Below are 23,205 nucleotides of genomic sequence, written 5' to 3'. Positions count from 1 at the left end.
ATCGCCTCCCGTACAGGGAGTACGTGTGTGAATCGTGATGCTGCCATGAGTGAGCTCATGGGCGCGTTTAAATAGGGAAGGTGTGGGGAAATAGCTGGCGGGACGAAACCCCAGACAGAGCTAAACGTATCGAGCCGGTGATTTGACACATGATAACGCCCATTCTGATCGGGGTGGGGGTACTAGTCGCAGCGGCGTATATTCTCGCACCGCTGTTACGGAGCGAAGCGGACCTCAAGCCGTTCCGACGGGCGCGACCAGGGACGAGACATCTCCACGGACTCGACGGTGTCGACGTGACGCTACCCGAGACAGACTGCCGGGTCTGTCCTCACTGTGGAGAAACCGTCAGAGCCGAATTCGACTTCTGCGGTGCGTGTGCGTTGCCACTCCCCTGACGACCATCTCGGACAGCGAGAATCGGGAGAGAGTCAGCATTTCGTCGCTTTTCGGCATGTTACGGTAAAAGACAGAGTTAAATCCCACTGGATGGGAGACAGTGGTATGGTGGGCATCGCGTTGCTCGTCGTCGCGGTGGTGTTGTGTCTCGCATACATCGTTGAGCCGCTCGTCACGAAAAACGCCAAGGTACCGTGGGACCGGTTCGGTCGAGACGGAAGTCACTCGACAGAAAAGAGCGAACAGACGACCGGTCGACCAGTTGGTTCGAGCGAACAGCGAGCGATGACAGACGGCGGCCGGGTCTGTCACAACTGTGGATCGTACGTCGAGGGAGACTACCTCTACTGTGCCGAATGCCTGATGCCGCGCGTATGACTCGCAGCGGGTGAGAGCATCGGTGAAGCTTTTCAGGCCGACCCCAGTAGAGGCGGACATGCAGACACACATCGTCCCGGTCGGGTTCGATTACGACCGGCTCATCGCGCCGCTCGTGCGCGAGCAGATGGACGTCGACCGCGTCATCCTGCTGGAGGGGGCCGTGGGGAGCGAGGCAAACGTCGAGTACTCCCGCCGCCTCGCCGAGAAACTCGAACAGGACTACCGGAACCTCCTGGGGGCCGAAACCGAACGGGTCGTCATCGAGGACGTTTACGACTACGACACCGCCTTCGAGCAGGCGTTCGAGCTCATCAACGCAGAACTCGACCGGAAGGGCGAGGGTGAGACCGCCCCCTCCGGCGAGGTCTGGGTCAACATCTCCGCGATGCCCCGCACCGTCTCCTTTGCCTTCGCGACGGCCGCTCACTCTATCATGGTCGAACGCGAGGACGACCGGCGGCGCATCCACACCTACTACACCGTCCCCGAGAAGTACCTCGAGACCGAACTCGCCGAGGAACTGCACCGACAAATCGACCTGCTGGAAGATATCAAAAGCGACGCTGACGAGGGCGAAGACGAACGCGTCGCCGAGCGCCTCGACAGCGCCCGGACACTCCTCTCGGAGTTCGACGAACGCGGGACCACCATCGGCGCGAAGGAGATCGACGGCAGCCACATCGTCGAACTCCCCGTCGCCTCCTTCTCGAATGTCAAACCCTTCGAGGAAGTTATCCTCTTTACGCTCGGCGAACACGGCGTCTTCGAATCGGTCTCGGAACTCGCCCAGCAACTCGCGCGGGAACTCGGCGAGGAGTACACCGACAGCTTCCGCTCGAAAGTCATCTACAACGTCGACCGACTCGGCCCCGGCGGCAAAGGGTACATCGAACAGGAAGAACACGGCAAGTCCTACCGCACGCGACTCTCGCGCATCGGCGAACTGTGGGTTCGCGCCCACGGTGACTCGGAACCGGACGCGCTGGCCTGACGCGTCGTACGCTCTTCAGTTACCGCGTATTCTGTCGAATCTTGGCTACTCGCGTCGTCAGTGCAAGAAACACCGCCACGACGGTCAGTACCACGGCCCATCCAGCGGCGAGGTCGTGTGCGGGAATCGCGTGCGTAATCTCACCGGCCATAACCTCCGCGCGCAAGATGGTGTGGTGTGGTCCCTCCAGAATCGGCCAGAAGTAGTCGACCACGTCGTTGAAGCCGTACCAGACGGTGGCGACGGCAACTGCCGGCACCGAAAACGACGCGTAGCGGTGGATAAAGAATGCCTCAACGGCCATCGCGACGTGGCTCAGAATCAGAAACCAGTAGAGCCACGCCGGGATACCGCCCGGACCATTCAGGGCGAGCTGGACGTACGGCGTCCAGAGGCCGAGTTTGATACACCCGAAGAAGGCGAGTGCGTGTATCGGCTCGGCGAACGACCAGTCGAGTCGCCACGCAATCAGCGAGAGAGCAATGAAGAGCGTGGCCGCGGGCGAGTCGGGGATGAGTGGCCACGCCGCCAGCGGAGCCATCCCGAGTTGGCCTTCGACAGCGAACGCCAGCGGACGGCCGGCGTAGTACCAGAAGCCAAACAGCGTGCCGACGAGGTTGACGATGGCGATGGGCCAGGCCAGTCGGAGCGCGACGTTCTCCAGCCACACCGGCAGCGGTGCGACATACCACGGCAGGTTTTCTGGCTCTGGAATCGGGGCGTCGAAAAAGCGGGCGACGAGTGAGTCGAGACGCGAACCGACGCCGGTGGATGCCATTGCCGGGCAGTCGGGCGGCGGCGGCAAAACGGTAGCGGTCCCCGACAGGCAGACACGACGCGAACCAGTCCAGAGCGGGTTCGGGCCGGGGAAAGCGACCGGTTAAGTGATTCCAATCCCTAGCAGCGGGCATGTCAGACGAGACGGATCTGGAGGAGCTTCGCCGCGGGACCGACCTGGTCAAGCGCGGCTTCGCCAAGATGCAGAAGGGTGGCGTCATCATGGACGTTGTCAACCGCGAGCAGGCCCGCATCGCCGAAGACGTGGGAGCAGTCGCGGTGATGAACCTCGAAGCCGTGCCCGCGGACATCCGCAAGCGCGGCGGCGTCGCGCGGATGGCCGACCCCGCCTCCCTGCAGGAGATTATCGACGAAGTCTCTATCCCGGTGATGGGCAAGGCCCGCATCGGCCACACGACGGAAGCCCAGATTCTCGAAGCTGCCGGCGCGGACATGCTCGACGAGAGCGAGGTACTCACCCCGGCAGACGACCGGTACCACATCGACAAGCGAGAGTTCACTGCGCCCTTCGTCTGTGGCGCTCGCAACCTCGGCGAAGCACTCCGACGCATCGACGAGGGCGCGGCGATGATTCGCACCAAAGGCGAGGCCGGCACCGGCGACGTGAACCAGGCCGTCCACCACCAGCGCAACATCAAAGGCTCCATCCGCAAACTCGAAGGAATGAGCCACGAAGAGCGCGAGAAGTGGGCCCGCGAACACGACGCACCTGCCGACCTCGTCCACGATACCGCAGAACGCGGCCGGCTGCCGGTCGTCAACTTCGCCGCCGGTGGCATCGCGACGCCCGCCGACGCCGCGCTCATGATGCACCACGGCTGTGACGGCATCTTTGTTGGCTCCGGTATCTTCGGTGCCGAGAACCCCGAGGCGATGGGCACCGCCATCGTCGAAGCGGTCAACAACTGGGACGACCCCGAGAAACTGGTCGAGATCGCCTCCAACGCCGGCCAGGGAATGAGCGGCGACGCCAACGTCGACCTGCCAGAAGAAGAGAAGATGCAGGGACGCGGCGTCTAGAGCGATGGCAGAGGGCAGCGACCGCTCCGGCGACGCGACGACCGACAGCGACCGCTCGCCGGCCGACATCGTCGACGACATTGACCGACCAGTCCTGCTGTTCGACGGCGTCTGTAACCTCTGTAACTCGACGATTCGAGCCATCGTCCGGCTAGACGACGAGGGAGAGATTCTGTTTGCACCGCTCCAGTCCGACGTGGCGACGGAACTCCTCGACCGCGCAGGAATGGACGCCGACTACTTCGACTCTGTCGTGCTCGTCGAAGACGAGACGGTATACACCAAATCGACCGCAGTACTCCGAGTCTGTCGGAAGCTCGACGGTCCCGTACCGCTTCTCTATCCACTGGTCTACCTGCCCGAACGGCTCCGGAACGCTGTCTACGATTTCATCGCCGACTACCGCTACCAGGTGTTCGGCAAGAAAGACGAGTGTCCGATACCGCCCGAGCGTATCCGCCAGCGCTTTCTCGAACGGTCACTGGCCTGACTCCCCAGGCTAATCACGGGTTACTGGAACAGTGATGCGTCAATACCAGCAGTAATCAGAACCGACAGTGTGACACACCGAGGTAGCGTGTCAGCACGTTTCAGTACGATATTATTTACTAAGACGACGTAGCTGCTACTACGATGACAGCTATGACTGAAACAGACGACTCGACAGTACAGCGTGACGGCAGCGAAACCGTTGCGGCGCTTGGCAAGGGCCTCGACTGGCTCGTGACAGCAGTGCTCGTTCTCGGTGGCCTGCTCGTTGGAGCGCTCGGTTTCCTCCTCAATGCAGCCGCGGACCGTGCGGAGATCGCCGAACTCGTCGCCGAGGGGACGATACAGTCCACAGTGCTCTCTGACGCCGAACTGGTCGACGTCACGTACGCGATGGCGTGGTGGGGCGGCGTCGGTCTGGCCGTCGTCGGACTGCTCATGCTCGTCGGGGGCGTGGCCTTTTTCGCCTACCGCCGGCGCGAGCACCAGCGCCGCGCCGAGACTGGTGTTGCCGCCCCCGACATCACGACCAACGCTATCGTCGGCGCAGTCGTCACGAGCCTCACGTCGTTCGTCCCCCTCTCACCGATTCTCGGCGGGATCGTCGCCGGCTATCTCCAGCGAGGTGAGCGCATGGCCGGCGCCCGTGTCGGCGGCCTCTCCGGGCTCGTCGCTGCAGCCCCGATTGCGCTCCTGTTCGTCTCGCTCATCATCGGGCTGGTCGGCGTCTCCACCGAATTCGGTGCCGGCGTCGAAGCGGGATTCGTTGCCGTCGTGCTGTTCGTCGCCGCAATCGTCGCCATCCTGTATCTGGTCGCGCTGAGCGCCATCGGCGGCTATCTGGGCGTGTATCTCTACGAGGAGCGCGAATCAGCCGACGACGAACAGGAGACAGTGGTCTGACCACGCCACGACAGCAACGCATCCGCGGCGGTTGGAGGCGCAATCTTTCCGGTCGTCCAGCCGCTAGTACCGGTGATGCCGGCTTTCGAAATGGAGTGGCGCGACGTGTTCTTCGCCAGTTTTCCAGTCGACCCAGCGGTCGTCAGACCGCACCTGCCCGAGCGGCTCACACTCGATACGTTCGATGGAGACGCGTATCTCTCAGTGGTTCCCTTCGTCATCGGCGATATCCGACCGCGGGGTCTCCCCGCAGCAGCCGGGTTGAGCACACCGGAGTTGAATCTGCGGACGTATGTGCGTCTCGACGGTACGCCCGGGATCTACTTTTTCAACCTCGATGCCGACGACCTGCTCGGCGTCATCGGTGCGCGCATCTTCAACCAGTTGCCGTACTACTACGCCGACATGGACTACGAGAAGACGGGTTCAACCCGCTTCGAGAGTCAGCGGCGTACACCCGGGGCGCGGCCGCTGACGTTTGCCGCCACCTACGGCCCAGACGGCGACCCTTACCAGCCCGACCCCGGGACGGTCGAACACTTCCTCGTCGAGCGCTACCGGTACTTCACAGAAGGGCAGGACGGGAGCCTCCGGTACGCCAACATCGACCACGAGCCGTGGACGCTCCGGCCGGGCGCGTGGACCGTCGAGCGAAACACCATCTTCGCGGCCAACGGCTTCGACCGGCCCGACAGCGAGCCAATTCTCTCGCACAGCCGCGGCGTGGCAGTGTTGGCCAGCGGGAGCAAGTCCTGGGATTCCTGACACCAGGGGAAAAGGCCCAAGTCGCCGCCCTGCTTTCGAGCGGGTATGCAGGCTGGCCCGGTCGTCACGTTGCAGAATACGCCGTTACCGTCCGAGGCGCAGGGATTGCTGGAGCAACTCACCTCGACAGAAGGACGACTGGCTGTCAGCCTCGGCATCCTGTTTCTCACTATCATCGTCGCCGTTGCCATCGCGCCGTTTTTGATCCAACGGTTGGCCAGATACGCCAGAAGCTATCTCCCGGCCGGCCGTGCGAGCGATGCGCTCGACCGGATGACAGAGTACGTCCCGACGACGCTCAGCGGGCTGTTCCTCCGAACGCTCCAGCTCAGCCTCCTGCTGATCGCGGTCGTTTCGCTGCTGGTCGTCTGGGGGCTAGTCGGCGTCGCAATCGACGTGCTGACACTACTCGGATTGTCGATACCACTGCTCGCAAACATCGTGACGACAGTGGCTATCGGACTGGTTGCGTACATCGCCTCTGACGTACTGCGAGACAGCGTCGAGCGGCTTTCGTCCGACAGCGACCGCGTCACCGAACACCAGTCCGAGATTATCCTCCGGGTCGGAAACATCAGCATCATCGCGCTGTTTTTCGCGAGCGCGCTCACGATCTGGGGCGTCGACCTCTCGGGGCTACTCGTCGGGGCTGGCTTCCTCGGCATCGTCGTCGGCCTGGCTGCCCGCCAGACACTGGGGTCACTCATCGCCGGCTTCGTGTTGATGTTCTCGCGCCCGTTCACCATCGGTGACTGGGTCGAAATCGGCGGGGAAGAAGGGGTTGTCACGGAGATTACCATCGTCAACACGCGACTGGAGAACTTCGACGGCGAGACCATCGTCCTCCCGAACGACACGGTGAGCAACGAGTCGATTATCAACCGGAGCGAGCGGGGTCACTACCGCATCCGACTCGACGTGGGTATCGACTACGCGACCGACCCCGACCACGCGATCGACGTGGCACAGGACACCATCACCGAAATCAAACCAGTCAGCGACTCGCCACCGCCGCGCATCATCCCCAAATCATTCGGTGACTCCGCTATCGTCCTGGAGATGCGCTTCTGGATAGACAAACCGATGCCGCCCCGGAAGTGGCGCGCTATCAGCGCCGTCGTCCGTGAAATCAAGGAAGCCTTCGACGAGGAGGACATCAAGATCCCCTTCCCGCAGCAGGAACTCTCGGGTCGTGCCGAAACGGGTGGGTTCCGGATTCACGACGAAGCCATCGAGCGGCGAGACGGAGAGAAGCGGAACGTCGAGCCGGCTGCCGACGAGTGATACTGCCGGCTGTCTGGTCGTGAATATTCTCGGCATTCCGGGTGACCGAGTACGTCGTCCAGCCGGCAGTACGAGGAGTCAGTACAGCGTCGCGCCGTCACCGATATGCGTCTGGTGGACGCGCGCGTCGACGCCGTGGGCGTCGAACGTCTCGAGCATTGCCGTCCCGACAGAGCGCCGGTCGCCCTCGTGACAGGCCGCGATGACGGCGGGACCGGCACCGCTTATCGTCACACCCGTCGCGCCGGCGTCGAATGCCGCCTCCCGAACGTCGTCGTAGCCGTCGATGAGTTTCGCGCGAGCGGGTGTCACGACCGAGTCGTACATGCCCTGCCCGACGAGTTCGGGGTCGTCGCGGTGCATCCCGGTCGTGAGCGTGGCGGCGTTGCCGACTGTCTCGACTAACTGTGAGACTTTTGCCCGCTGCGGGACGACGTTGCGCGCGTCCCGCGTCGAGACGACGATGTCGGGCAGACAGGCAACCAGGGGTACGTCCGCGTCGACTTTCGTGACGCCGTCGTCGGTGGCGATCGTGAACCCGCCCATGATGGCCGGGGCGACGTTGTCGTCGTGTGCATCACCGGAGACGACAGCCTCTCCTTTCGCGGCGATGGGGACCAACTCTTCGCGGGAGTGGCCGCGGTCGTAGAGTTCATTGAGTGCAACGGCGGCCGCAGCGGCGCTGGCAGCCGACGAACCCAACCCGGAGGCCGGGCGGATTCCCTTATCTATTTTGATACGGGCCGGCGCGTCGAGTGCGTCCGCGACAGCGCCGACGGTGTTCTTCTCGGGGTCTTCGGGGATGTACTGGCTTCCTGCACCAGTCACCTCGATAGTGACCTCGTCGGCCTTCTCCACGCGGACGACGTCGGCCGGGTGGGAGAGCGCAACCCCGAACACGTCGAAACCGCTCCCGAGGTTCGCACTCGTCGCCGGAGCCCGGACGGTCAGCATACTCCCGCGTTTCAGTGAGGCAAGCAAAAAGGTAGCGGACCGGAGCGGGCATCAATCATCGGCGAACTCGGGCTGCGAACGGTCCCGCTCGGTGTCGGACTCGACTGTCGGCCAGTCGATACAGTAGACGACGGCACCGCTAACGGCGTAGCTGCCGAGCCAGACCAACCCGAAGTCGAGCAGCGCGAGCGGTGAACCGACGATCCGCGTTGCGGCGGGGTCAAGCAGCGGAATCCGCGCGACCGAGAACACTGCCCAGGCGAGGACCGCGGCAACGAGCAGTCGAACGCCTGATGGTCCCCAGTCGCTCCAGACGACCACACTCGCGAGCAGTGCCGCCGGCGGAACCGCGAGCACGACGCTCGTCAGTAGTCCTGGCCGGGGGATAGGAAGGTGACTAGACACAGATACTCCCAGTGTCAACACGATTGTGAGAATCCCCGGCAGATAGCACGCGAGCGCCCAGAGGAAGCCAGCGTCGTCGACCCGACTCATGTGGCCACCTCCAGTTCGACCAGCGCGTCGTCAGCGATAGCGTACGCGCCATCGGCAACGACAGCCAGCGAGCGGATGCTCCGCCCTGGCAGGAGTCGGATTCCACGCTGCGTACCCCTCGTAGGGTCGACCGGAACGAGGCCGTCGGTCGTCGGAACGTAGGCCGTCGACGGCGTGGCGACCGGCTGGGGCGGTATCGATCCCCCAGTCGCCATCGTCCAGCGCGTCCGTCCCGTCGTCCGGTCGAGCGCCCGAAGTTGCAGGTTCGCCCCGACGTAGACCGTCTCCGGACCGGCAGTGACGGTGACGCCGGCATCGATTCCCTCGTTCGTGTTCCACAGCGAGTCGCCGCTGTCGCGGTCGAGTGCGGTCACCGTCGGGCCGTCGCCGGCCGGAAGGTGTCGAACGACGACCGCACCGTCGGTCACCGCGATGGCCCGTCCGCTCGGCGGGTGCGAACGGCCGAGCGACCGCTGCCACTGGATTTTGCCGTCGGAATCGGTCGCCCGCAGTCGCCCACCTGTCCACCAGAACAGCGCACCCTCGTCCGCAGCAACGAGCGTTCCGAGCGACGTTGCGTCGAATGATTGGCGGTGAAACCCCGTCCGGGGGTGCACTTCGAGAGACGTGCGCCCGCCCGGAAGGTAGACGTTGCCATCCAGGGCAATCGTCGTCGAGAGTGGCTGCTGAGAGGGGGAAAAATTCCCAGTCCAGCGGGCCGACCCGTCACCGACCGCGACCGCGTGCGCGGTTCCGTTCTCCTGAACGACGAGCGTCTCGTCGACCAGCGTCGGCAAGGAGAGTGACCCTTCGTTCGCCGAATACCGCCATTGTTCGCTCCCGTCGTCGCGACGGTACGCGATAATCTGGTCGTAGTCCCTGACGTAGACGCGCTCGGGACCGACGCACTCGATTGTCAACGAACTCGACTCTTCGGGAGTCTCGGTCCACGACTGCCTGAGCTCCGTGGGATCGGGCGCAGCCGCCGTGAAGTTCCGGTGGGTCGAATCACCCCAGCGTTGCTGCCAGCCACTGCCGTCACCGGCCGTGGCTGTGGCGTCGAACAACCACGAATCGAGGAGGAAGCTCCCGGCAAAACAGCCGCCGCCTGCGGAGAGAAGGGCACGCCGGGAGAGCGTTTTGGGAGGGGACATTACGTCTATGGTGCCCACTGTATACATATATGGGTTGTCAACTTCGACAGCACTCGGCGCGAACGGAATGTATTTATCGTGCGTGAAATTGGAGTAGCTGGACAGTATGGCAGGGGTGTAGCGTATCGCTCCTGAAACGGCCGTTCAGGTCTCGACAGGTGTCGTTCGTCTTCGCGATGGCGACGGCACAGAACGTGCCACCGGCCCAGGGGTGCCCGGTCCGTGCCCACAGCTGGCACGCTATAGTAACAACTGAAACGATTTACATACCGACCGCACCGAACTCGTGCGGTCGTGTGTGCAATGGCTTTCAGTGGCTACTATAGACTTTTCCGAAAATCGGGGTGTAGAGACAAAAAGCATATCCACGCTTGCCGGGAATCGGAGAGCATGATTGGCGTCGTCGGTGGCGGCATCGCAGGGCTCGCGGCCGCCTATCGATTGCAGGAACGCGGCCACGAGGTGCAGGTCTTCGAAGCCAGCGACGACCTCGGTGGCCTGGCCGCCACCTACGACACCGCCGGCGACCGCATCGAGAAGTTCTATCACCACCTCTCGAAGTCCGAGGAGACTATCGTCGAACTGGCCGACGAGCTCGGCGTTGGCGACCAACTGGAGTGGCACTACGGGTCGGACGCCTACTACGTCGACGGCGTCGTCCACCCGATGAACAAACCCTGGGAGATTCTGGCCTACCCCCACCTCTCCGTCTACGACAAGTTCCGTCTCGGCATGCTCGTCCTCGATATCGACGTTCGCGGCGGAGTCCCCTCCTTCGACACGTACGAGCGACTGGAGGACTTCGAGGACGTCCCCGTCAAGGAGTTTATCCTCGACCACACCTCGCGTGGCTGCTTCGAGAACTTCTTTCGCCCGCTCCTGCGCGCGAAGTTCGGCGACCGCTGGGAAGAGGTCAGCGCCGCGTGGCTGCTCGGCCGCATCAAGTTCCGCGGGGAGCGGGACATCCTCAAAGGCGAAGTACTGGGGTACTTCGACGGCGGGTTCGGCGTCCTGCTCGACGCGCTCGTCGACGCCGTCGGCCGCGAGAACATCACGACGGGCGCACGCGTGGCCGACCTCGGAACGACGGACGGGACCGTCGAGGCACTGACCGTCGACACAGCAAACGGATCGGCGACGCACGACGTAGACGCTGCGGTCGTCGCAACCATGCCCAACGTGCTCGAAGACCTGACCGGCTACGCCTGTGATATCGACTTCCAGGGGACGGTCTGTTCGGTCATCAGCATGGACGAGTCGCTGACGAAGACCTACTGGCTGAACATCGCCGAGGAGGTCCCGTTCGGCGCGCTCATCGAGCATACGAACTTCGTCTCGCCCGAGCGCTACGGCGGCGAACACCTGCTCTACGCGGTCAGCTACATCCAGTCACCCGAAGAGGAGCTCTGGCAGATGGACGACGACGGCGTCGAAGCAGCGTGGCTGTCTGGTATCGAATCGCTCTTTCCGGACTTCTCGCGCGAATCGATCAACTGGATCGAGACAGCGCGCAATCCGCGCACTGCGCCCATCTACGAACGTGGATATCTCGACATGGTGATTCCCTACGACCTCTCGGACGCCGTCGCGGAGGGCGTCTACTACGCGGGGATGGCTTCGCGGGCACAGTACCCCGAGCGCTCGCTGAATGGCGGCATCGAGGCCGGCTACGCGTGTGCCGACCGGATCTCGGATAGCGGGTGAGCGGTCAGCGATGGGACAGCGTCTGAAGGGCCGAACCAACTCAAACACTCGTTTGAGTCTGTCGTACGTCTTTTACTGTCGAGACAGTGGTCTCCCGTATGCCCTCCACCAGACGTACTGTACTCGCATCGTTGGGTACGGCGTTCGTCTCGGCCGGCTGTCTCGCCTCGGCCGACGACCAGAACGGTAGCCCCGGTGAGACTCCCGAAACTGAATCGCCGGCGAGCATGACTGAAGACCCGTATGCTGATACCCCCGAGACCAGAGGACGCTTCGCCGACAACCCCTGCCCTTCATTCGCGGAAACCGACCGGACCATCTGTACCCACAGCCGCGAGGATAACGATATTTATCTCGTCTCCTCCAGCCAACTACTCCGACCGGATCCGAGCACGGACATCATCGAGACGATAACATTCACGCTGTACAACGAGCGCGACCAGCCGTTCAGTCTCAATCCCCACGCCTGGCAGATCCAGGCAAAACAGAACGGGCAGTGGTCGCCTGTGGCACCCGATGTCCACGTCGAGCCGATGGCCGAGGTGCCCGCTGGTGGGAGCTACGAGTGGGTGCTGAGCCAGCGGCCCTATCCGACAGCAAACGGCGACCGCCAGGTACACGCGACCGTCGACCTCGAACCCGGCCGCCACGCCTTCGCTATCGACGGCTGGTTCGACTCGATGGGCGAGGAGACCGAGAGTGAATCAGTGGAGTGTCTCGCCCTGTTCGACGTCGCCGACATCGTAGGCGAGTGAGTCGCCGTTAGGCGTCTGTTTCGTCAGCGTCCTCTGGCACGCCGGGCGCGTCGGTCACGTCGACTTCCTCGGGTTCCTCGCCACCGCCGACAAGAACCTCTCCGTCACCCGTCTCGACGTACACGTCGTCGGCGAAGCCGCCCTCCGCGTGGGGGTGTTCGGGGTTGTCGAGCTTTTCCGGTGTCGAGGGAGCCTCGGCGATACCGTCAGCAGGTCGAAACTCGCCCAGTGGGTCGTCGATGGTAATGTCGTACTGCTCGAAGAACTTCCCGTAGCGTTCATAGTGGTCCTCGATTTCGTCGGCGGGAAACTCCATCATCTCCGTCCAGCCGTGGTTGTAGAAGTCGAAGTTGGCCTGGGCGTGAGTGATTTCGCGGGCCTCTGCCTCGGGATAACCGTCTTCGAGGGCAGCGACGTAGGTGTCCATCGTCGCGTCGAAAAAGTCATCGAGGTGTTGGCGGCGCTGCTCGCGGTGGACCTCCTCGGCACGGTCGAGGAAGACGCCAGTGTGGATGTTCACCAGTTTGTCGTTGACGTAGCCGCTGACGACCGGCGCGGTCAGTGCCTGCTTGGCTGCCCAGTGGCGGACGTTCTGACGAATCTTCATCTCGTCGCCTCTAGGGACACGAGACCCTTGAATCGCCCGGATGTAACTGCGAGCGGTGCCGAATCCCTCCAACACAGGACGTGTTGAGGCTGTCACGATCCTGCCAGAGAGATAGCAATCCACATTAGGCCCGATATCCAATCGCTTCTTATGAGCACGTCGCACGTAATCGTCGGTGACGGCATCGCCGGGAGTTCGGCCGCCGAGACAATCCGAGAGCAGGACCCCGATTCGGACGTGACCGTCATCACCGACGAAGGTGAAGCGCTCTACAACCGCATCCTCATCAAAGAGTTTGCGAAGGGGAAACTCCCCGAAGCACCCATCTCCATCCACGAACCGGAGTGGTACGAGGAGCGAGACATCGACCTCGAACTCAACACACACGTAACCGAGGTTGACCCCGAGGCACACGAAATTCACACCCACAGCGGCGATACGTACGAGTACGACAAACTGCTGATCGCGACGGGCGGAACGCCCGCCCAGCTCCCTGTCGAGAACTCCGACGCCGACGGCGTCCACCACTTCTGGACGTTCCAGGACGCCCGCAAAATCCGCGAGCACGCCGAAGAGTGTGAGAAGGGTATCATCGTCGGTGCCGGCCTGCTCGGTATCGACCTCGCGGCGGTCTGTGCCGCACAGGACATCGACGCCAACTACCTGATGCGTGGCAACCGCTGGTGGCGCTACGCACTCTCGGAGGAGGGCGCGGAAATCATCCACGAGGCACTCGAAGACCACGGCGTCACGCCGGTGTTCGACTCCGGCGTCGACCACTTCGAGACGGACGACGACGGCCACGTCGAAGCCGCAATCGACCCCAACGGCGAGCGCTACGACGGCGACTTCTGTGGGATCGCCATCGGCCTCGACTTCAACACTGAATGGCTCCAGGGCAGCGGTATCGAAACCGACGACGGTGTCGTCGTCGACGAGTACATGCAGACCAACGTCGAGGACGTCTACGCCGCAGGCGACATCACGGAGTTCTACGACACCATCCTCGGCGAGCAGGCCCAGAACGGTGCCTGGGGCTCGGCCAAAGAGCAGGGTGCGACAGCCGCGAAGAACATGGTCGCCGACAGCGAGGAAGACGAGTTCCGCTGGGTCTCCTCGTACTCCATCACGCACTTCGACTTCCCGTTCCTCTCGTTTGGCCACCCCACGCTGGGCGACGAGACCGCCGAGCGAAAGTACAACGAAGGCGAGTGGCGGCGGCTCGCGTTCAAGAACGGTCAGCTCGTCGGCGGCGTCCTCATCGGCGACCTCTCCCAGCAGTCGCGGTTCAAACAGCTCATCCGCGAGGAGCGCCAGGTCGCAGACCAGAAAGAGCTCCTGCTCGAAGAGAACGTCGACCTCGACAAGCTCGAACCCGCGGCGCAGGCCGAATAACCAGCCAGCCCATCGACTCGGCGCCGGACGACATACCAGGCTTTATTTTCGCGGCAGTACCGTTCGAAAGCGATGCACAGTGGCCGTCTCTTCGCGTCCGCCCGGGGTCGGCGCGTCGCCCTCGCCGCGCTCGTGGTCCTCGTTGCCGGCTTTCTCGGGACCCTCCTCCTGCTCGATCAGTTCGCAGCGTGGTTGACAAACCCCTTTGCGGTCCGCCAGTTTATTCGGAGTTACGGACCGGTCGCGCCACTGGTGTTTATTGTGTTACAGAGCGTCCAGGTCATTGTCGCGCCGATTCCCGGCCAGGTCCTCGGGCTGGCCAGTGGCTTTCTCTTCGGGGTGCTGTGGGGCACCGTCTACAGCCTCGTGGGCGCGACAATCGGGACGTACATCGCGTTCACACTGGCACGACGGCTGGGTCGCCCCTACGTTGAGGAACTGCTCACCAGGGAAGCGCTCGAGACGTTTGATTCGTTCACGGACCACGAGGGGCCTGTCGCGCTCTTTCTCATCTTTCTGGTCCCCGGACTGCCTGACGACGTTATCTGCTTTCTCGCAGGGCTGACCGACATGGACATCCCGAAGATGGTCGCTATTTCGCTGGTGGGACGACTGCCAGGTTATCTGGCCGTCAACGCCGCTGGCGCCGGGTTCGCCTCTCAGCGCGTTCTCGAGGCAATGGTACTCCTCGTCGCGCTCGCAGCCCTGTCTGCCGTCGCGTACCGCTACCGGGACCAGTTGTTCGAATCCATTCTCGAATACGGTCAGAGATAACGCTCGGGGACGTACGGCCGAACCTGTGCTGGGATAGCGCCTGTGAGGGTCTCGGCTACGTCGGGAAGGTGCTTTCGGACGATCGTGTACACACCCGAGATGCCGAGGGCGACCGTCACGAGCGGGTCGATCACGCCCCACTCGACGAACAGAAGCGGGAGCGCAAACGTGCTCGCCAGCGCGAGGTCGGTCGGCGACCCGTCGTAGGTGACCCACCGCCGCGGCCGAAGCCATCGACCGTGGTAGTGTGAGTAGACCGCCCGCTCGGAGGTTCCCTCCCACGGACGGAGTTCGAGTCCGCCGCCGAAGATATCGGTCACGGAGTGGAGCGCGGCCGCGAGCAGGAAAGTCGCGAGTCCAACGCTCTGTGCCGTCGGCACGAGGATGGCGAGTACGAGTGCCGGCACCGTCGCCACGCTGTAGTACACCGGAAAGTGCAGCGTCTTCCGGTGCTTTCCGTACAGATCGAGGTCCGGGAATAGGCCACCGGCAAAGCCCGCGAGCATTGCAGCAGGTGCAAGCTCCGGTGCGACGAACAGAGTGAGTGCACCGAGCAACAGGCCAGCCAGTGCGTGGGTCGTCGCCATCATAGGTATCTGTTCTTCGCCATACAACAGATATAATCGTGTCGGAATGCATGCTAGCACTAGACAATGGCTGCACACTAGAGCTAAGGCGCTGGTTCGCCTCACAGTCGGTATGAACCTCCAGCGACGAGGTTCCCAGCTCGTCCGTCACGCTCTACAGGCGATTATTGCTGCCGTATTCATCTCCGGAGTCGTAGTTGGGAGTATCGCAATCATCGTCAACGCCGGGCTGGCACTCGTTGCAACGAAGCTTCCGGCGATACTCCGGCAGAATTACGATATTTATCTCTCGGTAACACTGTCGCTATGGATTACCGGGGCAGTGGCGCTGCACGCCATCGGGATGGTGGCATTGTACGAGCGGGTCTGGTGGTGGGACCACCTCACTCACTTCATCTCCGGGGCGCTGGTCGCGGGCGTCGGCTACGCAGTGACCGTAACGCTGGACGAACACTCGACAGCAGTCCACTTTCCGAAACCGTTTCTGGCAGTCTACATTCTGCTGTTTACTGTCGCAGTGGGAGTAATCTGGGAGCTGCTGGAGATGGGTGGCCGCGAACTGTCTCGAACGTTCGACTTCGAAGCGGTGCTGATTGTCTACGGACTGGAAGATACGATGCTGGACCTCGTTTTCGACATGGTCGGGGCAGTAGTAGTTGCGATAGCGGGTGGCGACGGACTGCGCGGGCTGGTTCGGGTCCCGAACGCGTGGGACCGGCGCGAGCGGTGAGCGTTTCGACACCGTTTTGCGCACGCCTCGCCGAATCGAGTGTATGAACGGCGGTAGTGGCGACATGACGCTCGCGTTCGACCTGGAGGCGCTGAAGCAACTGTCGCGTCCGGACGTGGTGTTCAACGACGCGCGCCAGTGGAGCGAGTACGTAGGCGTCATCTCAGAGAAACCGACCTACGTCGTGACGAACTTCACGCGCAAGCACCGCATCCGCCAGGACTTCTTTTCGGGGCCACGCGGGCGCGAGGAGAGTCTCGACAACGTCAAAGAACAGTTCGGGACCGACCGACACGTCTACGTGGGGACCAGCGACGACGATAAAGCGGTTGCCGAAGCGAGCGACTGGGAGTACCTCTCCGTCGAGGACGCTGCCGAGGCCGCCGAGTGGGAACTGGGCGAACCAGAGAGCGAAGTCGAGTCGAGCGGCGACACGCGCGACGACTGGCCCTAATATCCGGGCATTTTCGCGGTCTTTATCCACGCGAGCGCACTACCCAGACCAATGGCACAGCCTGGTGTCCCCGGTGGGCCGAGCGAGCAACTGGACCTCCCCTGTGGGGAGACCATCCACACGCACGACCTCGATTTGGGGGTGCGGGAGTTCGAGTGTGACTGTGGCGACCGCCACGCCGTCGTGATGGATCTCCACCCGTTGGGCCGGTTCGTCCCCGAGTTTCTGGTCGACGTGCTCCGGGAGACCATCGAAACCGACGACGAGTTCGAGGAGTTCACCACCGCGCACATGATGGGAATGGTCACCGAAGAGTTCCCAAACAAGGTCGAGAGCGCTGACTGTTCGGAAGACGGGCAGGTGGGCTACGCGCTCGTGTGGGTCAGCGATTTCGAGGCGCGTCGCCTCCACGAGATCGTCGTCGAACTGGTGGTCGAACTGATGGAACACGCCATCAGCCACGCCGACGACGACAGCGCACTCTCGGAGTTCGAGGGGTACATGAACGACTTCGACGTCGACGAGTTCGTCGAACAGTACCGCGACGAGCGGGATTTCGAGAGCGAACACGACTCGGCGGTGTGAGTCGAGTCGCATCGAGAAATCCCAACGGGAATCCCACGAGCGGAGCGAGTGGGATGTCGGTGGACACAGTCCACCGGTCGTTCGAGAGCGAACACGACTCGGCGGTGTGAACGACAGGACATATATCAGCGTAGTGTGACATATCGAACGAGACATGTCACTCGACATTGCCAAGGCCCTCCAGAGTGGCGCCGAGCGGATGACAAAGCGAAACGCGCTCATCGCCCTCGGCCTCCTCTTTGGCTTCCGCGTCGTCGACACGGTCGTCAGTGATTCGTTTGCCGAACGTCTCTTCGTCGACGTAATCAACTACGAGGAGAGAATCGCCGACCTGCAGGCCCAGACCAACCAGCCGATTCAGGATCCCGGGATCGGCGAGTTCGCGTTCGCGTTCCTGGACCTCCCTGTGTCAGTGCTGAGCGTGCTGGCGCTGGCGTTGTTCGTCGTCGGAATCGTCGTCCGGGTAGGTATTATTCGAACGTTCGTGAGCGAGGAAACACAGTCACTCCCGACAGAGAACTTCACCCGACGGCTGGGATGGACGGTGCTCAACCTCATCATCGGTGCCATCATCTACTTCCTCGCGGTCGGGATCGGTCTCGTCCTGTTCATCGTCCCCGGCATCTACATCGCCGTGGCACTGTTTTTCTACAACTACGAGATTATCATCGCGGAGAAAGGCGTCATCGACGCCTTCTCGGGCAGTCTGGACCTCACGGCGAACAATCGCCTCCCGCTGTTCCTGCTCGGACTCATCTTCGCGGTGCTCGGTGCCGTCGTCAGCAACGTCTTCGGAGCTGTGCTGCCGGGGGCGACCGTCGCCGGGACACTGGTCAGGATGCTCGTCAACGCGGCCCTCGCCGTCTTCGGAATCACCGTCGCCGCACAGGCGTACAACCAACTTCGGTCGCTCCATCGGGAGGCGAGAATCGAATAGAACCCACCTGAGAATATATACGTCACAGGATCGCTCGGGAGCAATCTACCGCCACAGCGTATGACATTTGGTCACACGTTGACGGTCCGCCGCTGTCGGGCGGTTTTCACTGCAGAGCCGTCTGACGCGCGTCTGACGGTGTTTAATGGGGATGTAGGTTCTGAGTGGGAATATGGCCATACGTCACGGCGAGTTCGAGCGCATCCGATCGGTGCTCGAGAGTGCCGATGCCGACGAGCCTCTGACGGCACGTGAGATTCTGCGGGTTCTCGAAGAGCACGGCGAAGACTTCGACAGCGCTCACCGCGTCGCCACGGTACTGGGTCGGCGCGAGGAGACCGGCGACATCGAAGTCATCCGTGACCAGCCGTACCGCTACCGGATCGTCTCCGAAAACAACTGACCGACCTCGGCACCGACGCAGTTCGAGTGGCTACTGCTGTTCTCCGTCAGTTCCAAGCGCAACCACCAGTGGGGTCAGTGCCCCCAACAGCACCGGTACCAGCCAGAACTGCTGGGTCAGTTGCTCGCCAGCGAGGACACTACGGGTCGCGTAACCGATGCCAAACGAGGCGATGAGAAGAGCGACCACGAGCAGTCCGGCCAGTTCCCTGTCTATCGTCCCCTCGAACTGCTGGCTGTATCCGGATGACTCCGTCATACTCCTTCCTGTGTCCGCTGTGAATATTATGCGACATCGCAGGTTGCAGGACCAGCGATCCAGCACAATATATAAATACGAGTTGGATTTTTCTACCGGCTGTGCCACCACCCCCCATGACACACCGACCCAATACGATATTCGAAATTCGGTTACGAGTTTCGTACTCTATCGTCGGGCTTATTACGATGTGCGGGCTTCGACCGGGTAATGAAGGACGAAGACCGGACGATACTGCTTATCGGGAGTGGACCGATACAAATCGGCCAGGCGGCCGAATTCGACTACTCCGGCGCGCAGGCGTGTCGCGCGCTCCAGGAAGAGGGGGCCCGAGTCGTGCTGGTCAACTCCAACCCGGCGACTATCATGACCGACCCGGAGATGGCCGACGAGGTGTACATCGAACCGATCAACACCGAAGCCATCAGCGAGATTATCCGGAAAGAGAACCCTGACGGTGTGATTGCGGGACTTGGCGGCCAGACCGGACTCAACGTCACCGCCGAACTCGCCGAAGAGGGTGTCCTCGACGAGTACGACGTGGACGTGATGGGAACACCGCTCGATACCATCTACGCGACGGAGGACCGCGACCAGTTCCGCCAGCGGATGGAAGCGATTGACGAGCCGGTCCCCGAATCCGTGACCATCGAAAGTATGGACGAGGTCGAGGAGGCCGTCGAACAGGTCGGCGGCCTCCCGGTCATCATGCGGACCACGTACACGCTCGGTGGTGCCGGGTCGGGCGTCATCGGCGACATGGACGAACTGAAAGAAGCCGTCCGGAAGGGGCTCAACCTCTCGCGGGACAACCGCGTGATGATTACCGAGTCCATCGACGGCTGGATCGAACTGGAGTACGAGGTCATGCGGGACGCCGACGACTCCTGTATCATCATCTGCAACATGGAGAATCTGGACCCGATGGGGATTCACACCGGCGAATCCGTCGTCGTCACGCCCAGCCAGGTCATCCCGGACGAGGGCCACCAGGAGATGCGCGATACCGCGCTGAAGGTGATTCGTGAACTGGGTATCCAGGGTGGCTGTAACATCCAGTTCGCGTGGCGCGACGACGGTACACCCGGCGGCCAGTACCGCGTCGTCGAGGTCAACCCCCGCGTCTCTCGCTCCTCGGCGCTCGCTTCGAAGGCGACTGGCTACCCGATTGCTCGCGTCACCGCGAAGGTGGCACTCGGCAAGCGACTCCACGAAATCGAGAACGAAATTACCGGGCAGACCACCGCCGCCTTCGAGCCTGCAATCGACTACGTCGTGACGAAGGTGCCACGGTGGCCCAACGACAAGTTCCGCGACGTGGAGTTCGAACTCGGTCCGGCGATGAAATCGACCGGCGAGGCGATGGCCATCGGCCGGACGTTCGAGGAATCGCTGCTGAAAGCGCTGCGTTCTTCGGAGTACAACCCCGCTGTCGACTGGTCCGAAGTCGACGACGACGAACTCGAATCCGAGTGGCTCGAACGGCCGACACCGGACCGCCCGTACGCCATCTTCGAGGCGTTCGAGCGCGATTACACCGTCGAGGAAATCAACGACCTGACCGAGATTCGAGAGTGGTATCTCGAACGCTACAAGCGCGTCGCCGACGCCGCTGTCGCCGCCGCAGAAGGCGACTTCGAGACGGCCGCATCCAGCGGCTTCACCGACCACGAAATCACCGCGCTGGCCGGCGGCGACTTCGACGATACCCACGCGTCCTGGCTCCCGGACCGCCTGCTCGACGAGCGCGGGACAGTCAAGGGTGACGAAGCGACACCACAGACCGACGGCGGCGTCCAGAGCGATGCGACGGACACTTCGTCGGAGCCGCAAACCGACGGCGGCACCGCAGCCACCATCGACACCGTCGACGACACGACCGTCGACCGTGATTTCAAACTGGTCGACACCTGCGCCGGCGAGTTCGCCGCGACGACGCCGTACTACTACTCTTCGCGTGACCCCGTCTCGGAGTTGCACCGGGACGAACTCCGCGTCGACCGCGACGTCGAAAGCGTCGTCGTCGTCGGCGGTGGCCCGATCCGCATCGGGCAGGGCGTGGAGTTCGACTACTGCTCGGTCCACGCCGTCAATGCCCTCCAGGAAATGGGCATCGACGCACACGTCATCAACAACAACCCCGAAACCGTCTCCACAGACTACGACACCTCCGACGGCCTCTTTTTCGAGCCGATTACCGCCGAAGAGGTCGCAGACGTCATCGAGTCAGTCAACGCAGACGGCGTGATGGTCCAGTTCGGCGGCCAGACATCCGTCGACGTTGGTGACCCGCTGGAGAAAGAACTGGCACGCCGTGGCCTCGACTGTGAGATTATGGGCACGTCCGTCGACGCGATGGACCTCGCCGAGGACCGCGACCGGTTCAACAAGCTGATGGACGAACTCGGTATCTCTCAGGCCGAGGGTGGCACCGCCACCAGCAAGGAAGAAGCGCTCGACCTTGCTCACGACATCGGCTATCCGGTTCTCGTTCGTCCCTCTTACGTGCTGGGCGGGCGTGCGATGGAGGTCGTCTACAACGACGACGACCTCGAGACCTACATCGAAGAAGCCGTCCGCGTCAGTCCGGACAAGCCGATTCTCGTCGACGAGTTCCTCTCCGACGCCGTGGAGCTGGACGTAGACGCCGTCTCCGACGGCGAGAACGTTCTCATCGGCGGCGTGATGGAACACGTCGAGACCGCCGGTGTCCACTCCGGAGATTCGGCGTGTATGATTCCGCCGCGCTCGCTCGGTCGTGACGTGAACCGCCGCGTGCGCGAAGTCGTCGAAGACATCGCGTCCGCACTCGACACCGTCGGCCTGCTGAACGTCCAGCTCGCCGTCCGCGACGGTGAAGTGTACGTCCTCGAAGCGAACCCACGCTCTTCGAGGACCGTGCCCTTCGTCTCGAAGGCGACTGGCGTCCCGATTGCCAAGGTCGCCGCGAAGGTCATGGCCGGTGCGTCACTGGACGAGTTGGACTACGAAGAGCAGATTCCAGAGCAGGTCAGCGTGAAGGAAGTCGTGCTGCCCTTCGACCGCCTGCCGGGTTCGGATCCACGCCTCGGCCCGGAGATGAAATCCACCGGCGAAGTGATGGGGACGGCCGACACCTTCGGGAAGGCCTACCAGAAAGCGCAGATGTGCGTCGGCAAGGCGATTCCGCAGGAGGGAACCGCTGTCGTCGACATGCCAGTCGCCGGCTTCGAGGAGTTCTTCGACGTCAAGACGCTCGACGACTACGAGGACGAGCAGGCAGTCACGGAAGCACTGCACGCAGGCGACATCGACCTCGTGCTCTCGCGCAACCGCGACGTGCTCGAAGTCTGTGTCGAGGAGACGATTACCTACTTCTCGACCATCGAGAGCGCCCAGGCGGCGCTCGAAGCAATCCGCCACTCGGACGAGCCGCTCGACGTGCAGTCGGTCGGTGACCGCCCGAAACTGCAGGAGTACTGGGGACAACCCAAGGAGCGCGAGGACCTCCGCAGCCAGATTGCGACGCTTCGCGAGATCGCGAGCGAGGGGTATCTCGATGCACTCGCCGGCGAAGAGAGCGACGACGTGATCGCAGCGCTCGATACAGTCCTCGGAACCATCGACAACTCGGTCGTCCTGCTCGGCACCGCCGAACAGGGCGAACTCGACGAACTCGAGGCCCGTCTGGACGACCTGGGCTACAATGCCAACGTTGCCGCGGACCTCCCGGGTGACGACGAAGATGCCACCGCGACGTACATGATGCTCTCGAAGTTCTCCCTTCTCGTCGACCGCGACCCATCGACGCGGCTGACGGAAGTCGAGACGGCGAAGGCCCACAACGACATCCTCGCACGCCTGGTTCCGGCCGGCGTCGAACGCCAGGACACGCACCTGCTCGGCGGTCACGAAGCCGACGACGCAGACCACATCGAGTCCTTCGAGTTCGACGAGAGCCCGATGGAAGTCCTCGACGACGCTATCGAGTGGGCCGAAAGCGTCGTCGAGAGTCGAGAGTCGGGTCGGTAAGCCGCGGGCGCACGGACGCTTTCGTTTTCTATTGGGCCAACAGGGACTACTCTCGCCACCACGCAGTGACGGATTTCGGTCACTTCCGGCACAGGTTGATAGGTCAGATGAACAGACGTTAAAAATTGTCACCAAGTTACCACCGGAGTATGTGGTCAAATGTTGCCGGATGGATCAGGTTACCTCTGAGACGATCTCAGTACTGTCGAACCGGCCGAAACGGGCGATTCTCAGACAGCGCACAACGATAATTACCGATATTTCGACTATCTGACTGTCGAAGAAAGTGAGAGTAAGCCAGTCCAGTCTGTAATATCGCGAGCGTACCGGAAAGTAAGAGAACTACGTTGAGTGGATAATCTCCCCTTTGAC

At 62.6% G+C, this 23,205-nt stretch carries 25 protein-coding genes; 18 read left to right on the top strand and 7 right to left on the bottom strand.

Annotated features, from left to right (window positions below):
- Positions 1-149 precede the first annotated feature (149 nt).
- The 3 genes from WDJ60_RS02075 (at position 150) to WDJ60_RS02065 (ending at position 1,771) form a co-directional block, all read left to right on the top strand.
- Positions 150-398, top strand: coding sequence for a DUF7577 domain-containing protein (locus WDJ60_RS02075; protein WP_340098114.1), 249 nt, complete (start codon positions 150-152; stop codon positions 396-398).
- 106 nt (positions 399-504) lie between these two features.
- The gene (locus WDJ60_RS02070; RefSeq protein WP_340098113.1) at positions 505-777 is read left to right on the top strand and encodes a zinc ribbon domain-containing protein; all 273 of its coding nucleotides are present in this window, start codon (positions 505-507) and stop codon (positions 775-777) included.
- A 58-nt stretch (positions 778-835) separates the two neighbouring features.
- Positions 836-1,771 carry an HFX_2341 family transcriptional regulator gene (locus tag WDJ60_RS02065; protein ID WP_340098112.1) on the top strand — a complete coding sequence of 312 codons (936 nt, stop codon included), beginning with the start codon at positions 836-838 and terminating at the stop codon, positions 1,769-1,771.
- A 19-nt stretch (positions 1,772-1,790) separates the two neighbouring features.
- Here WDJ60_RS02065 and WDJ60_RS02060 read toward each other — a convergent pair whose 3' ends face one another.
- Entirely contained in the window at positions 1,791-2,549 is a 759-nt protein-coding gene (locus WDJ60_RS02060; protein WP_340098111.1) for a DUF1405 domain-containing protein, read from the bottom strand.
- A gap of 131 nt (positions 2,550-2,680) precedes the next feature.
- On the opposite strand from WDJ60_RS02060, the gene pdxS reads away from it, so the two are divergent.
- From pdxS to WDJ60_RS02035, 5 genes are all read left to right on the top strand, one after another.
- Positions 2,681-3,589 (top strand): pyridoxal 5'-phosphate synthase lyase subunit PdxS, encoded by a 909-nt coding sequence (gene pdxS, locus WDJ60_RS02055; RefSeq protein WP_340098109.1) that lies wholly within the window; start codon positions 2,681-2,683, stop codon positions 3,587-3,589.
- A 4-nt stretch (positions 3,590-3,593) separates the two neighbouring features.
- A complete protein-coding gene (locus tag WDJ60_RS02050; protein WP_340098107.1) occupies positions 3,594-4,079 on the top strand; it encodes a thiol-disulfide oxidoreductase DCC family protein in 486 nt (161 codons plus the stop codon).
- A 152-nt stretch (positions 4,080-4,231) separates the two neighbouring features.
- Positions 4,232-4,981: a DUF5518 domain-containing protein gene (locus tag WDJ60_RS02045; protein WP_340098105.1), complete on the top strand. Its 750-nt coding sequence runs from the start codon at positions 4,232-4,234 to the stop codon at positions 4,979-4,981.
- A gap of 75 nt (positions 4,982-5,056) precedes the next feature.
- Entirely contained in the window at positions 5,057-5,746 is a 690-nt protein-coding gene (locus tag WDJ60_RS02040) for a YqjF family protein (protein WP_340098103.1), read from the top strand.
- 45 nt (positions 5,747-5,791) lie between these two features.
- A complete protein-coding gene (locus WDJ60_RS02035) occupies positions 5,792-7,030 on the top strand; it encodes a mechanosensitive ion channel family protein (protein WP_340098101.1) in 1,239 nt (412 codons plus the stop codon).
- Positions 7,031-7,108: 78 nt separating this feature from the next.
- On the opposite strand, the gene WDJ60_RS02030 is transcribed toward WDJ60_RS02035, so the two are convergent.
- The 3 genes from WDJ60_RS02030 to WDJ60_RS02020 are packed head-to-tail and all read right to left on the bottom strand — an operon-like array spanning position 7,109 to position 9,633.
- Positions 7,109-7,984, bottom strand: a complete 876-nt coding sequence (locus WDJ60_RS02030; protein ID WP_340098099.1) for a homoserine kinase — start codon at positions 7,982-7,984, stop codon at positions 7,109-7,111.
- 51 nt (positions 7,985-8,035) lie between these two features.
- Positions 8,036-8,479 carry a hypothetical protein gene (locus tag WDJ60_RS02025; protein ID WP_340098097.1) on the bottom strand — a complete coding sequence of 148 codons (444 nt, stop codon included), beginning with the start codon at positions 8,477-8,479 and terminating at the stop codon, positions 8,036-8,038.
- On the bottom strand, positions 8,476-9,633 hold the full coding sequence (locus WDJ60_RS02020) for an outer membrane protein assembly factor BamB family protein (protein WP_340098095.1): 1,158 nt from the start codon (positions 9,631-9,633) through the stop codon (positions 8,476-8,478). Before WDJ60_RS02020 ends, WDJ60_RS02025 begins: the two co-directional genes overlap by 4 nt.
- A 390-nt stretch (positions 9,634-10,023) precedes the next feature.
- Between WDJ60_RS02020 and WDJ60_RS02015 the strand changes: the two genes are divergently transcribed.
- The gene (locus WDJ60_RS02015; protein ID WP_340098093.1) at positions 10,024-11,337 is read left to right on the top strand and encodes an NAD(P)/FAD-dependent oxidoreductase; all 1,314 of its coding nucleotides are present in this window, start codon (positions 10,024-10,026) and stop codon (positions 11,335-11,337) included.
- Positions 11,338-11,435: 98 nt separating this feature from the next.
- Positions 11,436-12,092 (top strand): hypothetical protein, encoded by a 657-nt coding sequence (locus tag WDJ60_RS02010; RefSeq protein ID WP_340098091.1) that lies wholly within the window; start codon positions 11,436-11,438, stop codon positions 12,090-12,092.
- A 7-nt stretch (positions 12,093-12,099) separates the two neighbouring features.
- Here the strand turns inward: WDJ60_RS02010 and WDJ60_RS02005 are convergent, their stop codons facing one another.
- Positions 12,100-12,699, bottom strand: a complete 600-nt coding sequence (locus WDJ60_RS02005) for a DUF6149 family protein (protein ID WP_340098089.1) — start codon at positions 12,697-12,699, stop codon at positions 12,100-12,102.
- A 150-nt stretch (positions 12,700-12,849) separates the two neighbouring features.
- Between WDJ60_RS02005 and WDJ60_RS02000 the strand changes: the two genes are divergently transcribed.
- Both WDJ60_RS02000 and WDJ60_RS01995 read left to right on the top strand, forming a co-directional pair.
- Positions 12,850-14,094 (top strand): NAD(P)/FAD-dependent oxidoreductase, encoded by a 1,245-nt coding sequence (locus WDJ60_RS02000; protein WP_340098087.1) that lies wholly within the window; start codon positions 12,850-12,852, stop codon positions 14,092-14,094.
- A 72-nt stretch (positions 14,095-14,166) separates the two neighbouring features.
- On the top strand, positions 14,167-14,868 hold the full coding sequence (locus WDJ60_RS01995) for a TVP38/TMEM64 family protein (RefSeq protein WP_340098085.1): 702 nt from the start codon (positions 14,167-14,169) through the stop codon (positions 14,866-14,868).
- On the opposite strand, the gene WDJ60_RS01990 is transcribed toward WDJ60_RS01995, so the two are convergent.
- A complete protein-coding gene (locus WDJ60_RS01990) occupies positions 14,859-15,458 on the bottom strand; it encodes a metal-dependent hydrolase (protein WP_340098083.1) in 600 nt (199 codons plus the stop codon). The genes WDJ60_RS01995 and WDJ60_RS01990 overlap by 10 nt on opposite strands.
- 109 nt (positions 15,459-15,567) lie before the next feature.
- Here WDJ60_RS01990 and WDJ60_RS01985 point away from each other — a divergent pair, with 109 nt between their 5' ends.
- From WDJ60_RS01985 to WDJ60_RS01965, 5 genes are all read left to right on the top strand, one after another.
- The gene (locus WDJ60_RS01985) at positions 15,568-16,185 is read left to right on the top strand and encodes a DUF2238 domain-containing protein (RefSeq protein WP_340098082.1); all 618 of its coding nucleotides are present in this window, start codon (positions 15,568-15,570) and stop codon (positions 16,183-16,185) included.
- Between the two features lie 43 nt (positions 16,186-16,228).
- Positions 16,229-16,639 (top strand): DUF7124 domain-containing protein, encoded by a 411-nt coding sequence (locus tag WDJ60_RS01980; RefSeq protein ID WP_340098080.1) that lies wholly within the window; start codon positions 16,229-16,231, stop codon positions 16,637-16,639.
- 51 nt (positions 16,640-16,690) lie between these two features.
- Positions 16,691-17,224 carry a DUF5815 family protein gene (locus WDJ60_RS01975; protein ID WP_340098078.1) on the top strand — a complete coding sequence of 178 codons (534 nt, stop codon included), beginning with the start codon at positions 16,691-16,693 and terminating at the stop codon, positions 17,222-17,224.
- A gap of 154 nt (positions 17,225-17,378) precedes the next feature.
- Positions 17,379-18,161 (top strand): DUF7847 domain-containing protein, encoded by a 783-nt coding sequence (locus WDJ60_RS01970; RefSeq protein ID WP_340098076.1) that lies wholly within the window; start codon positions 17,379-17,381, stop codon positions 18,159-18,161.
- A 172-nt stretch (positions 18,162-18,333) separates the two neighbouring features.
- Complete coding sequence (locus WDJ60_RS01965) at positions 18,334-18,564, top strand: hypothetical protein (protein ID WP_340098074.1); 231 nt, start codon at positions 18,334-18,336, stop codon at positions 18,562-18,564.
- 30 nt (positions 18,565-18,594) lie between these two features.
- On the opposite strand, the gene WDJ60_RS01960 is transcribed toward WDJ60_RS01965, so the two are convergent.
- Positions 18,595-18,822, bottom strand: coding sequence for a hypothetical protein (locus tag WDJ60_RS01960; protein WP_340098073.1), 228 nt, complete (start codon positions 18,820-18,822; stop codon positions 18,595-18,597).
- A gap of 210 nt (positions 18,823-19,032) precedes the next feature.
- Here WDJ60_RS01960 and carB point away from each other — a divergent pair, with 210 nt between their 5' ends.
- Positions 19,033-22,833 (top strand): carbamoyl-phosphate synthase large subunit, encoded by a 3,801-nt coding sequence (carB, locus tag WDJ60_RS01955; protein ID WP_417750422.1) that lies wholly within the window; start codon positions 19,033-19,035, stop codon positions 22,831-22,833.
- Positions 22,834-23,205: the final 372 nt, after the last annotated feature.

Origin of the sequence: Salinibaculum salinum (assembly GCF_037645885.1) — an archaeon.
Classification (GTDB): Archaea; Halobacteriota; Halobacteria; order Halobacteriales; family Haloarculaceae; genus Salinibaculum; species Salinibaculum salinum.
The sequence above is the reverse complement of the archived record's forward strand: the minus strand, read 5'-3'. Positions and strand labels throughout refer to the sequence as shown.

What these genes read in the sequence shown, in the direction of transcription:
- WDJ60_RS02075 (WP_340098114.1), top strand. Translation starts at nt 150, where the DNA reads ATGATAACGCCCATTCTGATCGGGGTGGGGGTACTAGTCGCAGCGGCG.
- WDJ60_RS02070 (WP_340098113.1), top strand. Translation starts at nt 505, where the DNA reads ATGGTGGGCATCGCGTTGCTCGTCGTCGCGGTGGTGTTGTGTCTCGCA.
- WDJ60_RS02065 (WP_340098112.1), top strand. Translation starts at nt 836, where the DNA reads ATGCAGACACACATCGTCCCGGTCGGGTTCGATTACGACCGGCTCATC.
- WDJ60_RS02060 (WP_340098111.1), bottom strand. Translation starts at nt 2,549, where the DNA reads ATGGCATCCACCGGCGTCGGTTCGCGTCTCGACTCACTCGTCGCCCGC.
- pdxS (WP_340098109.1), top strand. Translation starts at nt 2,681, where the DNA reads ATGTCAGACGAGACGGATCTGGAGGAGCTTCGCCGCGGGACCGACCTG.
- WDJ60_RS02050 (WP_340098107.1), top strand. Translation starts at nt 3,594, where the DNA reads ATGGCAGAGGGCAGCGACCGCTCCGGCGACGCGACGACCGACAGCGAC.
- WDJ60_RS02045 (WP_340098105.1), top strand. Translation starts at nt 4,232, where the DNA reads ATGACTGAAACAGACGACTCGACAGTACAGCGTGACGGCAGCGAAACC.
- WDJ60_RS02040 (WP_340098103.1), top strand. Translation starts at nt 5,057, where the DNA reads ATGCCGGCTTTCGAAATGGAGTGGCGCGACGTGTTCTTCGCCAGTTTT.
- WDJ60_RS02035 (WP_340098101.1), top strand. Translation starts at nt 5,792, where the DNA reads ATGCAGGCTGGCCCGGTCGTCACGTTGCAGAATACGCCGTTACCGTCC.
- WDJ60_RS02030 (WP_340098099.1), bottom strand. Translation starts at nt 7,984, where the DNA reads ATGCTGACCGTCCGGGCTCCGGCGACGAGTGCGAACCTCGGGAGCGGT.
- WDJ60_RS02025 (WP_340098097.1), bottom strand. Translation starts at nt 8,479, where the DNA reads ATGAGTCGGGTCGACGACGCTGGCTTCCTCTGGGCGCTCGCGTGCTAT.
- WDJ60_RS02020 (WP_340098095.1), bottom strand. Translation starts at nt 9,633, where the DNA reads ATGTCCCCTCCCAAAACGCTCTCCCGGCGTGCCCTTCTCTCCGCAGGC.
- WDJ60_RS02015 (WP_340098093.1), top strand. Translation starts at nt 10,024, where the DNA reads ATGATTGGCGTCGTCGGTGGCGGCATCGCAGGGCTCGCGGCCGCCTAT.
- WDJ60_RS02010 (WP_340098091.1), top strand. Translation starts at nt 11,436, where the DNA reads ATGCCCTCCACCAGACGTACTGTACTCGCATCGTTGGGTACGGCGTTC.
- WDJ60_RS02005 (WP_340098089.1), bottom strand. Translation starts at nt 12,699, where the DNA reads ATGAAGATTCGTCAGAACGTCCGCCACTGGGCAGCCAAGCAGGCACTG.
- WDJ60_RS02000 (WP_340098087.1), top strand. Translation starts at nt 12,850, where the DNA reads ATGAGCACGTCGCACGTAATCGTCGGTGACGGCATCGCCGGGAGTTCG.
- WDJ60_RS01995 (WP_340098085.1), top strand. Translation starts at nt 14,167, where the DNA reads ATGCACAGTGGCCGTCTCTTCGCGTCCGCCCGGGGTCGGCGCGTCGCC.
- WDJ60_RS01990 (WP_340098083.1), bottom strand. Translation starts at nt 15,458, where the DNA reads ATGATGGCGACGACCCACGCACTGGCTGGCCTGTTGCTCGGTGCACTC.
- WDJ60_RS01985 (WP_340098082.1), top strand. Translation starts at nt 15,568, where the DNA reads ATGAACCTCCAGCGACGAGGTTCCCAGCTCGTCCGTCACGCTCTACAG.
- WDJ60_RS01980 (WP_340098080.1), top strand. Translation starts at nt 16,229, where the DNA reads ATGAACGGCGGTAGTGGCGACATGACGCTCGCGTTCGACCTGGAGGCG.
- WDJ60_RS01975 (WP_340098078.1), top strand. Translation starts at nt 16,691, where the DNA reads ATGGCACAGCCTGGTGTCCCCGGTGGGCCGAGCGAGCAACTGGACCTC.
- WDJ60_RS01970 (WP_340098076.1), top strand. Translation starts at nt 17,379, where the DNA reads ATGTCACTCGACATTGCCAAGGCCCTCCAGAGTGGCGCCGAGCGGATG.
- WDJ60_RS01965 (WP_340098074.1), top strand. Translation starts at nt 18,334, where the DNA reads ATGGCCATACGTCACGGCGAGTTCGAGCGCATCCGATCGGTGCTCGAG.
- WDJ60_RS01960 (WP_340098073.1), bottom strand. Translation starts at nt 18,822, where the DNA reads ATGACGGAGTCATCCGGATACAGCCAGCAGTTCGAGGGGACGATAGAC.
- carB (WP_417750422.1), top strand. Translation starts at nt 19,033, where the DNA reads ATGAAGGACGAAGACCGGACGATACTGCTTATCGGGAGTGGACCGATA.